Raw genomic sequence first — 11,962 nt, 5'->3', positions numbered from 1 at the left:
TCTGACTGGTATACTAAAGTCTATTCCTACCTTTCATCCCTGGACTAAAGTCACAGGGTTTTCAGGGGTTTATTTATTTATAAATTTGCTAAACTCGCGTTGAAAATAGTTTTTAATTTCAATGTTATCTTGCACCTGTGGCAAAAACTGGGAATAGAACCGAAAATCTAGTATCACAATCTGTATCTCTGGTTCAAAAACCCAGTTTTTATCAGTTGATAAACCTGGAGCGATCGAGTTTACGTGCATCTAAGACTGAAAAATACTTGCTGACTCGCAAACAACGGATACCGCGCCCCCGACGCTCCTCAGTAAATCTCCCAAAATTTTAGATTCTAGTTCCAGATTCCAGATTCACTGCGCTGCAAGTCAATCTAAAATCCCAAATCTAAAATCTAAAATCTAAAATCGATTGTGTTAGCGGCCGTCTTTGTCAATGTCGCCGGGAACAGCGCGTTCCACCCGATCCCAAGCGTCGCGCGTGGCGTGCTTAGCCTTTTCCCACTGTAGGTTCGACTTACCGCGATTTGTTTCGTAGTCGCGTTGCAAATCGTTTTCGATGTCGCTATAGCTTTTACCAGTACCGCCGTAACGGCTGTAACCCTCGTAGCCGGTGCGGTATGCAGGTTGATAATCTTCGTAAGTCGCGCTCGTGTCCGCGTAAGAACGGGTGCTGTAGTTGTTTTGCCAGTAAGTATCTTCTACTGTAGGGTCGATCGACTCTGCGACACCTTTACCCGCCAAACCGCCACCAAATGCGCCCACAACTGCGCCCACAACTGCGCCCACAGGCCCGCCGATCGCACCGCCGATCGCAGCACCCGCAGCACCCGCACTCGCAGCACCGATACCGGTTCCCACTGGATGAGCTCCTGTTTCCCCAGAAATCGGGTCTAGGTTAGCATCTGTTCCCTTCACTGTTTCTTTATCGTTGCTCATGATATTTTTTTCCTTTTATTTAACTGAATCTATGATTAAATCTACCTTTTAAACTTCTATTTATTCATCTTCCTTTGGGATGAATCTGCTAGTTTAAAAAGCCTGGTCAGCGCCACTAAAAAACTGGTTTGAACGGAATAACTAAGTGGTTTCACAAGTTACTAAAACGACATAGGGTGCGCGATAGCACACCCTACATAGTTAGGTTCAAGCGATTTCAGAACGATGCTCTATTGTGTTCTCACCAAAGCTCCGTATTTACCAGCAACTTGAATTAGATAGAAAATTGTTAATTTATTATTGACCCGTGACCTTTTCGATCAGCTCTTCAGCTTTTTGAACAATGTTTTCTTGCGGGTGCTCTTCGTTGTATTCCTTTAGACTTTCATCATAAACCTTCTCGACCTTTGCAGGATTTTGAGCTGTGTTGACGATATCTTCGTAAGCTGCTTGGGGATTGAGATCCTCAAATTTTTCTGCAGGGTCAGTAATTTTACCTGACTGCGGCGCCTGACTGCTGTATTGACCTGCTGCGTAAGCCGCCTGATTGGGTGCTAGCGCCATACCTGCTAAACCAATGAAAGCCAGCGTACAGATCAGCAAAATGCTTTGACTCAATGTTTGCCCGAGAGCTTTTAAAACCCGCTTCATATCGACATCTCCTGGTATTTTTTCGCAAAAACTATGGTGTTTGTTGTCCCGATCGGGCGATCGCGCGTCCAAAACCTTGGTTAAAGTGCAATCTTTGTTGCAGCTACCGTGTGTCGATCGATCCAAAAGGGCTATTTCTGATGATGTCCAATATATTAAACTCCTGCTTGCTATAATTACTTCTACCAAAAGATAGATTAGTTAAACAAGCAAAACTGATCTAGTATGAGGGCCTGCAATTCGGCAAAACACTTGATCTAGCGGTTATCCTACAATTATTGCAAACCCTCACTCTTCTCTCCTCTTCCTTCGCGATAAGAGCGCTTGCGCGCGGATTCGCCTAGCGCATCTTCGCGGTTCCTCAAAAAAAGCCCGTTCACCACACATCTAAAATTGCCATCAAAACCAGAAACAACTACACGCACACCTGGTCTATGTTGAGGTTTCGACTCTGCATAGCTCTTTCAAATAGTTCGGTAGAAAGAGCTTGCTCTACGGACCAAACGCCAGGTTTTGCCAGTTTGCCTTCTAACATCAATTGAGCGATGCTGCCAGTACCGATGCCCGTAGCTGTAGCAGCATTTGGGTGTAGCGCTGTCGATCGAACTTTAGTCGGTTTACCGTTTTTGAGGCCCGTCACTTGCGATCGCACAGCCACACCCACACCGCTAAAATTATTGCTAACAGCAGTCATCCCGTAGCTGACATAGGACAAAAATTCAATCACCGAAGGATTTTTCAGCCAGCTATCGGGCCAGTATTTGGCAACAAACCAAGTCAGGTGATTGTAAAGGTCTGGAGACGTGCCGAATTTAGTAACAACTGTTTTTACTGGGAAAGTTTCGGGCAAAGTTATTGCTTCCGGCATATCGAACCAATAAACCCCTGTTTTGCCGTAGGGTTCGGGAAAATCTATCGTTTCGCGATCGGTGTATGGCTTGATCTGCTGCATTTTGCCATCAATCAAAGCCTCAAAAGGAGTTTGCAAACCTAAGAAAGTAGTCCGCATCACCGTGACACCAGCACCGCCAGAACCACCTACAACGTAACTCAAATGCACCTGTTCGGCTGTATCTAATTTCTCGATATCTCGGCGTACCATGCTATTAGAAACTCCCGGAAAAATTCCCGTGTTAATAATCGCTGTCACCCCAGCATTCTTAGCTGTTTCGCGCAATTCTAAAGCTCTGCGAGTAAAACTGCGGCTGTCGCTGACATCAGCATAATTAACACCAGCTTCGATGCAAGTTTTTAACACGCTAGCGTCTCGGTAGTGAAATGGCCCGGCACAGTGAACTACCAGGTTAGAGGATGAAACAGCTTGCTGCAAAGCTGCGCTATCTGCTAAATTTAAAGCTAAATAGCGCGATCGATCCGGCGGCAACTCTGGGGGAAGTGACCCATTAGGGTCGCGGCCGGTAATAGTAATTTCTGCGTCGGTGTGGGTAACAAGGTCTTGAGCAACGCTGCTGCCAATTCGGCCCCGCCCGCCGACAATCAAAACTCGGTTTGTCATCGCTAAAAATAGGGTAACGCTAATATTATTTTCTCATTGTTGGAGTCATATTTTCCATATGCACAAAGGATGAATTTGTCTAGTTGAGTTTTTATGAATTATCAAGATTATGCGCTTTTTGTCAATTTCCTCATTTTAGAATTTAACTCTCGCTGTAGTGACAATTTGTGAAACTCATCCTCAACGGTTGAGACAATCTGAAGGGCACCAGAAAGCATTTCCATCGCTTTTGAGAGTTGTCCGGCGCGAGACAAATTAGTGGCAATCGCTTCCAAACTCCCAATTTTTAGATAAATATTCTCTAGACAATGAGCGATTTCAACAGCTTCGGCAAACACTTCAGATGCTTTTTCCTGTTGTGCAGATTCCGCATAACTCAAGGCAACGTTTGCCAACGCCTGAGCTTTTTCATGCTTATCATTAATTGTTCGGGCAATTTTGAATGCTTGGTCAATTTGCCCCGCTTCAGCTACGGCGATGACATTTTCACCCAACCTGATTGATTGCAGAAAATTCATATCATGTATTGTTTGAGCAACCTCAACGGCTCGATCGTACTGCTTGGATGCGATCGCGCTTTCAACCTCCCAACTCAACGCATAGGATGAATAAGATTCATCTGTCATCATTTTAGTAATTTTTATTGATCGATCGAATTGTCCGGCATCAGCATAATCGCCAGCGCTCCAACCTAACATAAAATTTCTGTAAGATTCATTTTCTATTGTTTGAATAATCTTTAACACCCGCTCTCGTTCTTCCGCCTTAGCAACAAAGTCAAAAATACATTCTAAAAAAATATCGCATACTGAACCATCATTAATTTCATATATAGTTTGAATAACTTTAAAAGCTCGATCGAATTGTCCGAACTCAGCGCAACGGTATGCGATTACTGATAATGCCTCGCTTTTGTTGAAATTATCATCTAGGCTGCCAGCAAATTGTATAGCTTGCTCAAATTGTCCTGCTTTAACGTAGCCGTCGGTGATGGCATTAAATGCCTCATATCGATCGTCATTATTTTCCGAGTGTTCGATAGTTTCTGTAAGTTGCTTTGCCCGTTCAAATTCGCCAGCTTCAGCATAATTTTTTATAACTTGAATCAAAGGAATGTTTTTCCAATTATCGACGATCGCAACAATTTTTAGCGCTTCATCAGATTGTCCGAATTTGGCATATTCAACAGCTACCCTAGCTAGAGCTAATTCTTTTTCCTCATTATCTATTATTATTTCAGCAATCTGGATTGCTTGCTTAAATTTCCCCGATTGAGCATATTTTTGGGCAAGCAGATTTAACACCAAGGCTTTGTCACGGTCATTTTCTACCAGTTGGGCAATCTCAAAAGCTGTATCTAGCTGTCCTAAATTTTCCTGGACATAGTAGGAAAGATGAGTTAACATCCAAGCTGGCTCTCGATCGTTTTTTATGACCCCAGCAATTCGGATAATCTGAGTCAATATCTCAGCAGCTTTGTTGGTTTGTTCTGCCTGACTGTAGCTGTAATAAATATCGATCAAAGCCATAGCTTTATAATAGTTAATTTCTATTGTTTGGGCAATACTCAGAGCCGAGTCAGGTTGTCCCAATGCTGCAACTTGAGACGCGATCGCACTTAACGCACAAGCTTGAAAATCCTCATCTTCTATGCCTCGTGCCACCCGAACAGCAGAGCCGTAGTTTTCTACTTGAGCATAGCTGCGGATGAACGCATTTAACACTTGCTCTCTTACAGAAACTGAGCATTGAGGTAAAACTTTAGGAATGTCATTCGGGAATGTTTGGGCTATCTGAAAAGCTCTCGCAAAATTTTCTTGAGCTTGCTCGATTTGTCCCAACTTTAGATGATTGTCGGCGATTTCAACCAACTCCAGAGCCTGAAAACGATCTTTTAAAAGTTGGGATGACATTACCTGCACTTCCTCTTGATTTGCTAACTATACAAAGTCATAAATAGGGACTTCCAGCGTGCGACTTGGCTGTTTTCCTTTCCAGATGATTTGCTGTAGTCGCTCTACAGTTTCTGGTGAGAAAAAACGCTCTCCTGTTTCTACACACAATCGGGCTGGCACATTTTCAATAATGATAAAATTTCCATCCATTTCAAGAGTATAGTTAACTCTTTGTTCAATCATGGTTTCTTTCCAGACTTCATTGCTCATTTTGAGTTCTCCTAACTTTGAAATTCATCCACAGTTCAGCGCTCGGTTCGTATAGGGTAATAATTTTTATCAAAGGGCGGGATGGATAACTACACTGGATGTGCAAAGGTCGAGCTGCTAGGGTAAAACCCAGTATCAGGCAGCTTGGACCATATTTGTCGTCTGGATAATCTTCGATAACTTCACCGCTTGAAATAGCGTCGCGCAGTTCTTGCACCCCGATCTGGCGGATGATGCTTTGATTGAGAGCGTGCTGTGAGAACTCAAACTGGCTTTGAACAATTTTATTGCGGATTTCTTCAATCATTACCAGGGTGCATAACAGCTTACGGATTTCCTTTTGATCTAAAACTTAACATTTAATTATACATAAAATCACCCTATTTTTCAACTAAGCTTACCAAAAACAGTCAATCAATAAGGGCGGGGAATGCCCGCCCCCTTAGCTTCTAATTACTCCGAAACACCGACTTAGCCTTCGATTTCAGAGAATTAGCCGCATCAGCCAAAGTCTGCGCGATCGGCTGCTGCGAGTGCATGAAAACGCGAGCCGTATTGCGTCCGGGCATCCCCGAAATCGAGCCGCCGGGGTGCGTACCCGCACCAGTTAAAAACAAACCGTCGATCGGCGTTTTGTAATTGGCCAACTCCGGTAAAGGACGGAAAAATATCATCTGATCCAGCGTCATGTCAACGTGGTAATAATTCCCCTTCAGCGCCCCCAAACGCTCTCCCAATTCGGCCGGACTTTCCACCCGGCGGCCGATAATTGAGTTCTTGATATTCGGCGCGTATTCTGCTAATTTGTCAATGCAGCGATCGGCAACTTTGTTTTTCAGCTCGTCCGTCCAACCCGTACCGTGCTGACCGGTTCCCTCAGCATTTTCGATTTGGTAAGGAGCAAAAAATTCAATCCAAGCCGTATGGTGTCCGGGAGGAGCCATTGACGGGTCTCTTACCGTCGGAAACACGACATACATCGACGGATCGGAATCGGGGATTTTGCCGATCGCAGGTTCGTTGTGGGCAATTTCGACGTGTTTCACCGAGTCAGCAATTAAAACAGAACCCATTAAATATTCATCGCGATGGTTCCAGCGATCGAACTTAGGTACTTCGTTAAGAGCTAAATCTATTTTCAGAATTGTCTCGTTGTTATTGACAATTTTGCGCTCCAATCTTTCCCGCAAATTCGGATCTGCACTGTCAACATCACTCTCATCCATTAAATGCAGAAACAGACGCTTCGCATCAATATTAGAAATGACACCTTTGGTAGCTCGATATTCTGTGCCGCCTGCAACTCGAACACCGACAGCCCGGCCGCTATCAACTAATATTTTCTCAACGTGCTGGTCGGTCAGTATAACACCCGCATAGGTTTTCACTAAATTGACCAGCGCTTGCACCAATGCACCAGTTCCTCCACGAGGCCGCGCCATGCCGGGATTGTGGCGCATTGCCATCATAATTGCACCGATCGCAATCGTTTTTTGCGAAGGAGGCGCGCCCAATTCTGAAGCGAGTCTCGCTAAGGGTGCTTTCAGAAATTCCTCATCAAACCACTCGTTGAGAATGTCCTCAGCGCTGGTAATCATCGTGCGAATAAAGTCCAGCGTTTTGTCGGGGGAACCGATGACTGAAAATAAGTCTTTGAGTTTAGCAATATCGTAGTTGCCGGCAATATCTACAATAGATTTTGGCGGCGCGTTGAACATCGGCACCATTGCACCTAAAGCGCGCTGCCAAAAGTCTGTATATTCGGCATATTTTTTCGCGTCGCGCTCGTTGTAGCGGGCAATTTCTGCACAAGTTTTTTCGACGGAAGTGTGTGCTAAGAAATATTTGCCGTCTGGATGCGGACAAAAAACGACTGGATCGCAGTAAAGATATTCTAAACCGTATTTTTCCAGTTCTAATTCTTCTACGACCGGCCCTAGATGGATAAATTCGTGGTCGATCGCGCACAAGTTGAATTTAAAATCTGGTAATTCAGGAATCGCAGCTTCGGTAGTCGCCGCGCCGCCGGGAACCGAACGTTTTTCTAACAAAAGGACTGTATATCCGGCTTTGAGGAGATAAGAGGCACAGACAAGTCCGTTGTGACCCGCTCCGATGATAATTACATCATAGGTTTGCATAGATGAAGCTCTGGGGATAGGATATTTTGTTTGATTTTACAAATGTTAACAAGTTGGCAGTCTCTATCAATAGAAATAGATTCATCTTCAGAGATTAGTTTTAGTATCTTACAAAAGATGGAGTTTTTGTTAAATGCTGTTGTGCGATCGCCTTCTTGTTTCTTGAATTGACCGATCAATTGTTTGCTTTCAACTGTCAATTGTTGAACGTTCGATCGCTCCTGCCAACTTGCCCCTGCATCATACCACAGATTTTGCGATTTACTTGCGTCACACAAAAAATTAATTATCAGTACGAGTTCCCAAATAAACTATTGTTTTGTAAACTAATGAAACAAAGCCTCGATCGCCGCAGTGAGCTTGATAAAGCTCGGTTAAATCCGAGATGATTTTCTGCAAGTGAGGCCCGGAGTTGGGAATGTACGATGCGCTTTTTGCCCGCCCGATCAAACCTGCTAAATCTACATTTTGTCTGTGAGCAAATTCGATCGCGCGCACGTCACTAAAATCTGGACTCGCAAGCAATGGCTCGATCGCGCGAGCTCGCTTTTCGGCAGGATGGCTGTTAGAAGCGCTTTTAACAATTTGAGTGTAACCTAGTGTCAGCGCATCCGCGCGATCGCGCAAATTCCAAACTACAGCCAACCTTCCCGACGGCTTGAGAATTCGCCGAAATTCTGGTAAGCTTAAAACAGGATTAAACCAATGAAAAGACTGGAAACACGAGACTAAATCGAGGGATGAGTCGGGCAAATTAGTAGCTTCAGAAGTTCCTTCTCTAAACTCTACCCGCTCGTGAGGTGCAGCCGCTTGTCTCATTTCGGCATTAGGCTCGATCGCTAATACTCGAACACCTCTTTCTGCTAAATGACGCGAAGAAATCCCCGTACCTGCACCGATATCGGCTGCTGTTAATTGCGAAGATTCCCCAAGTCCATCTAAAATCGCCTCAATCGCAGCGGCTGGATAAGTCGGGCGGTATTTGACATAATCGGCGGCGCGATCGGAAAATCGACCTAGCGGATTCATCTCGTATAGCGCAGGTTTAGAATCATTTGAATTCATAGTTGGCAGTTGGCAGTTGGCAGTTGGCAGTTGTCAGTTGTCAGTTGGCAGTTGTCAGTTGTCAGTCGTCAGTTGTCAGTTGGCAGTTGTCAGTTGGCAGTTGGCAGTTGGCAGTTGGCAGTTGGCAGTTGGCAGTTGGCAGTTGTCAGTTGTCAGTCGTCAGTAGTTAGTTGTCAGTTGTTAGTAGACATTTTAACTAATGACTAAGGAATGAAAATTTAATAACTTAAGCAATTGCTCGTTACTTTCGCTCTGTCTGGTAATGCAGATAGGCGAGGCTCTGCCTCCTTTTATCTGCCAACTTACAGGATAGAGGACTGTAGGAGGTGTTTAAGTTATTAAGTTTTCGATTCTAATTATAAATCAATACGGTTTACTTAAAATTCTCTTAATAGAGCAACGAAGCAATCGCAGTATTATTTGGTTTTCAGAATATTTCAGCACATGGATCGTCTTAACTAAACCGTATTGGATGATAAGTTAGTTCGCGAGATTTAAAACTAGCATTTCTAATGACCAATGACTAATGAGTAATGACCAATGAGTAATGACTAATGAGTAATGACTAATGACCACTGACCACTGACTACTGACCACTGACTACTGACCACTGACTAATTATTTGAGTTCATTGAGGGCCGCTTCGGCTTTTTGGGCACCATCATTGTTTCCTTGCTGGCGGTAAGTGTCTAGAGCTTGTTGGAAAGCTTGAATTGCTTCGGATGTGCGATCGCGCGCTTTGAGTGCTTGACCCATATCGTAATAAGCTTCTGCTCTGTTTGGATCGATCTGGATCACTCGCCTAAAAGTGATAATCGCTCCTACAAAATCTTGTTTTTGGATTTGAATTTCCCCGATCGCCACGTATGCTTCAACTAAATTCGGGCGCACGTCAATTGCCCGCTTATAAGCTACCACGGCTCCGTCTAAGTCGTTTTGAGATCTGAGAAGTTCGGCGATTTCTACTTGCACTTCGGGATTTCGCGGCTCTAGTTTGGCTGCTTCTTCAAAAGCTGCTAGTCCTTCGGAAGTGTTGCCGTTCCGCAGCAAAGCACTACCTAATTTTAACTGGACGCTGGACTGTTTGGGAGCGAGTTTGGCTGCTTCTTCGAGCACGGTGACAGCACTGGCAAAATTTCCCTGCTGGATCAATACTAAACCCATTGAAGAATAAGCTTGCCAATTTTTCGGATCGAGGGCGATCGCCTCTTGGTATGCTTTAAATGAACCGCTGTAATCTTTTTGCTGAAAAAGTACCACTCCCAGACCGATGCGGGCGTTGACATTTTTGCGATCGAGCGCAGTGGCGCGGCGGTAAGCGGAGGCTGCTGCGGGATAGTTTTGTAGGTTCGCCATAGCATATCCTAGGGCGTATTGAAAATCAGCATTTTTGGGTTCGAGACCGATCGCCTGCTGGTAAAATTCTACAGAGGCTTGATAGTTGCCTTGACGCGCTTGTAAATAGGCAATACCAGAAAAAATGCGCGGATTTTCGGCATCTAAACGCGCGGCTTGCTGATAAACGTCGATCGCCTTACTGTAATCTCCTGCATTTACCAACTCGCGTCCTTGTCGCAGCAGATCATCTAAATTTGAATCGTTTTTAGGTTGAACTTGAACAGATGTTTCTGCTGATAGCGCTACCTGCGGCGCTGCGATCGCGAATCCCGCTACCAACAGCGTACTTAATACCAATAGAGTTTGTTTGTGGACGGCCATTTGTTTCAAAAAATGTGTGGAATAAAAGAGCGAGTTGCAGCCAGCTTGCTAGCGCTGAGCTGCAAGAAACGGATACAAACCACTGACGCTAGCGTCAGAGTATATCCCAAAATTTTAGAGTTTAGTTCAACCTCCGGTGATTCAAGGTGCTGGAGCGTCAATCCAAAATTCTTCAATTCTTTAATCGACGATCCAGCTTAGGGTTTGGCTGGAATCTTGGAACAGCGAGATGTAGTAAATCTACAGAACTCGACTCACTCAAAATTTTCGCACTTGAGGGCAACTGATGATTGTAACAACAACTGATATCATCCAAGGAGCAGAAATTCAATCTTACTTGGGAATTGTAACTGCTGAGGTGGTCTACGGCACCAACGCCCTGCGAGATTTTTTCGCGGGGATTCGCGACATCATCGGCGGGCGCACCGGCAGTTATGAGGAAGTGTTTCTCAAAGGACAGCGAGATGCCCTCGCGGAACTGGAAAAACGGGCCGGGCGTCTCGGTGCTAATGCCGTCATCGGGGTGGAAGTTGATACCGGCACGATTAATGTAGACTCTTCGGGAGCTTTGCTGCTGATTACTGCAGTCGGAACGGCTGTAAGATTGCGTTAAGCTGTCTTACCTCTATACATCCGCGAACTTTTTTAACTGGATAAAATACTTATTGCCCGATCGGCCATCAGTCATCAGTCATTAGCTAATAGCTTCTGGCTGACGGCTGATGACTTTTGTATTTCCTTCCTCAGACGTAGATGCTGGTTATTTCCCCAGGCAGATATATTTTTTATCAATCTCAGCCACAATCAATGCTTAAGGGAAAGATTGTTAAAAATTAAAGCAACTCTCAGAGGAAAAAAAAACATATGTCATACGTAAATAGACCTGCCGATAACGTTGTTACCGAACCGGTGGTGGTGAATTCAGTGATGGAATATCACGATCGAGTGCGGTGGGGCCCGATATTTTCAGGTTTGGTAATTTCGATCGCCACCCAATTAGCTTTAAGTGCATTGGGCGCGGCGATCGGCTTAAGCAACATCGCTAATTCAGGAGCACCGCGCACTATTGCCGGCAGCGTGGGTACTGGGGTAGGAATTTGGTCAATCATCAGTTTGCTAATTAGCTTAGGCGTTGGCGGCTGGGTAACAGCTCGGGCTTGCGGCCCGATGAACCGCAGCACCGCACTTTTGAACGGGGCAATTTTGTGGGCAACTACCTTAACAATTGGCTCTTGGCTGTTAGCAAACGGCGTAGCCGGTACTTTTGGCGTAGTAGCTGCGAATGCGGGAGAAGTGATTAATCAAGCCCAGCAAGGCGCGGTCAATCTGCCGAACCAAGCGCCTAACGTATCTGCTCAAGATACTCGCAATATTGCAGAAAATGCCGCCAAAGCTGGCTGGTCATTTTTGTTCGGTTCCCTATTGGGTTTGGTTGCTTCAATGGCAGGAGCATCTGCCGGCGCGCGCACTCCCCGGAATTACTCGTAAGACAGAGTTCGGGAATTGGGAATCGGCCATCGGGCATTTCTCGTTCGCAGGCTCTACCCGTTGGTGATATCGTTTCCGGTAGCATCGGAATGATTTAACCTTACTAGGGCGCAGAGAACACAGAGGAAGACAAGAGAGAGAGATGAATACAGAAGTATGAAGCGCGGATTTGATCTGACTCGATTTTGTAATTCCGATGCTACCGGATTTGATATGACAACTTAACACTAAAATCCATAATAAATGTCGGTTGTAGCTGAGTCTAGAACCCCCAAAAT

The 11,962-nt window shown here is 45.0% G+C and carries 12 protein-coding genes; 3 read left to right on the top strand and 9 right to left on the bottom strand.

What is annotated here, in order from left to right:
• Positions 1-417: 417 nt before the first annotated feature.
• The 8 genes from QUB13_RS23990 to QUB13_RS23955 form a co-directional block, all read right to left on the bottom strand.
• Positions 418-939: a hypothetical protein gene (locus tag QUB13_RS23990; protein ID WP_194012943.1), complete on the bottom strand. Its 522-nt coding sequence runs from the start codon at positions 937-939 to the stop codon at positions 418-420.
• 297 nt (positions 940-1,236) lie between these two features.
• Entirely contained in the window at positions 1,237-1,716 is a 480-nt protein-coding gene (locus tag QUB13_RS23985; protein WP_333385741.1) for a hypothetical protein, read from the bottom strand.
• Positions 1,717-2,005: 289 nt separating this feature from the next.
• Positions 2,006-3,106, bottom strand: coding sequence for a saccharopine dehydrogenase family protein (locus tag QUB13_RS23980; protein ID WP_333385738.1), 1,101 nt, complete (start codon positions 3,104-3,106; stop codon positions 2,006-2,008).
• Between the two features lie 107 nt (positions 3,107-3,213).
• Positions 3,214-5,019: a tetratricopeptide repeat protein gene (locus QUB13_RS23975; RefSeq protein ID WP_333385735.1), complete on the bottom strand. Its 1,806-nt coding sequence runs from the start codon at positions 5,017-5,019 to the stop codon at positions 3,214-3,216.
• A gap of 27 nt (positions 5,020-5,046) precedes the next feature.
• Entirely contained in the window at positions 5,047-5,271 is a 225-nt protein-coding gene (locus QUB13_RS23970; protein ID WP_194066635.1) for a YgiT-type zinc finger protein, read from the bottom strand.
• Complete coding sequence (locus tag QUB13_RS23965; protein ID WP_333385733.1) at positions 5,261-5,578, bottom strand: DUF4258 domain-containing protein; 318 nt, start codon at positions 5,576-5,578, stop codon at positions 5,261-5,263. The genes QUB13_RS23970 and QUB13_RS23965 overlap by 11 nt, the downstream gene beginning before the upstream one ends.
• Positions 5,579-5,720: 142 nt before the next feature.
• On the bottom strand, positions 5,721-7,412 hold the full coding sequence (gene crtO / locus QUB13_RS23960) for a beta-carotene ketolase CrtO (RefSeq protein WP_333385730.1): 1,692 nt from the start codon (positions 7,410-7,412) through the stop codon (positions 5,721-5,723).
• Positions 7,413-7,694: 282 nt separating this feature from the next.
• On the bottom strand, positions 7,695-8,477 hold the full coding sequence (locus QUB13_RS23955; protein WP_333385727.1) for a class I SAM-dependent methyltransferase: 783 nt from the start codon (positions 8,475-8,477) through the stop codon (positions 7,695-7,697).
• A gap of 9 nt (positions 8,478-8,486) precedes the next feature.
• Between QUB13_RS23955 and QUB13_RS23950 the strand changes: the two genes are divergently transcribed.
• Complete coding sequence (locus QUB13_RS23950; protein WP_333385724.1) at positions 8,487-8,684, top strand: hypothetical protein; 198 nt, start codon at positions 8,487-8,489, stop codon at positions 8,682-8,684.
• Positions 8,685-9,095: 411 nt separating this feature from the next.
• Here the strand turns inward: QUB13_RS23950 and QUB13_RS23945 are convergent, their stop codons facing one another.
• Positions 9,096-10,196: a tetratricopeptide repeat protein gene (locus tag QUB13_RS23945; RefSeq protein ID WP_333385721.1), complete on the bottom strand. Its 1,101-nt coding sequence runs from the start codon at positions 10,194-10,196 to the stop codon at positions 9,096-9,098.
• 286 nt (positions 10,197-10,482) lie between these two features.
• Between QUB13_RS23945 and QUB13_RS23940 the strand changes: the two genes are divergently transcribed.
• Positions 10,483-10,809 carry a YbjQ family protein gene (locus QUB13_RS23940; protein ID WP_194011360.1) on the top strand — a complete coding sequence of 109 codons (327 nt, stop codon included), beginning with the start codon at positions 10,483-10,485 and terminating at the stop codon, positions 10,807-10,809.
• A 251-nt stretch (positions 10,810-11,060) separates the two neighbouring features.
• Positions 11,061-11,684, top strand: a complete 624-nt coding sequence (locus QUB13_RS23935) for a hypothetical protein (RefSeq protein WP_333385718.1) — start codon at positions 11,061-11,063, stop codon at positions 11,682-11,684.
• The last annotated feature ends 278 nt before the right edge of the window (positions 11,685-11,962 follow it).

This window comes from Microcoleus sp. B4-D4 (genome assembly GCF_036705185.1).
Taxonomy (GTDB): Bacteria; Cyanobacteriota; Cyanobacteriia; order Cyanobacteriales; family Microcoleaceae; genus Microcoleus.
Note: the sequence above shows the minus strand (reverse complement) of the source record. Positions and strands in the feature narration are given on the sequence as shown.

What these genes read in the sequence shown, in the direction of transcription:
- QUB13_RS23955 (WP_333385727.1), bottom strand. Translation starts at nt 8,477, where the DNA reads ATGAATTCAAATGATTCTAAACCTGCGCTATACGAGATGAATCCGCTA.
- QUB13_RS23975 (WP_333385735.1), bottom strand. Translation starts at nt 5,019, where the DNA reads ATGTCATCCCAACTTTTAAAAGATCGTTTTCAGGCTCTGGAGTTGGTT.
- QUB13_RS23945 (WP_333385721.1), bottom strand. Translation starts at nt 10,196, where the DNA reads ATGGCCGTCCACAAACAAACTCTATTGGTATTAAGTACGCTGTTGGTA.
- QUB13_RS23935 (WP_333385718.1), top strand. Translation starts at nt 11,061, where the DNA reads ATGTCATACGTAAATAGACCTGCCGATAACGTTGTTACCGAACCGGTG.
- QUB13_RS23970 (WP_194066635.1), bottom strand. Translation starts at nt 5,271, where the DNA reads ATGAGCAATGAAGTCTGGAAAGAAACCATGATTGAACAAAGAGTTAAC.
- QUB13_RS23940 (WP_194011360.1), top strand. Translation starts at nt 10,483, where the DNA reads ATGATTGTAACAACAACTGATATCATCCAAGGAGCAGAAATTCAATCT.
- QUB13_RS23990 (WP_194012943.1), bottom strand. Translation starts at nt 939, where the DNA reads ATGAGCAACGATAAAGAAACAGTGAAGGGAACAGATGCTAACCTAGAC.
- crtO (WP_333385730.1), bottom strand. Translation starts at nt 7,412, where the DNA reads ATGCAAACCTATGATGTAATTATCATCGGAGCGGGTCACAACGGACTT.
- QUB13_RS23980 (WP_333385738.1), bottom strand. Translation starts at nt 3,106, where the DNA reads ATGACAAACCGAGTTTTGATTGTCGGCGGGCGGGGCCGAATTGGCAGC.
- QUB13_RS23965 (WP_333385733.1), bottom strand. Translation starts at nt 5,578, where the DNA reads ATGATTGAAGAAATCCGCAATAAAATTGTTCAAAGCCAGTTTGAGTTC.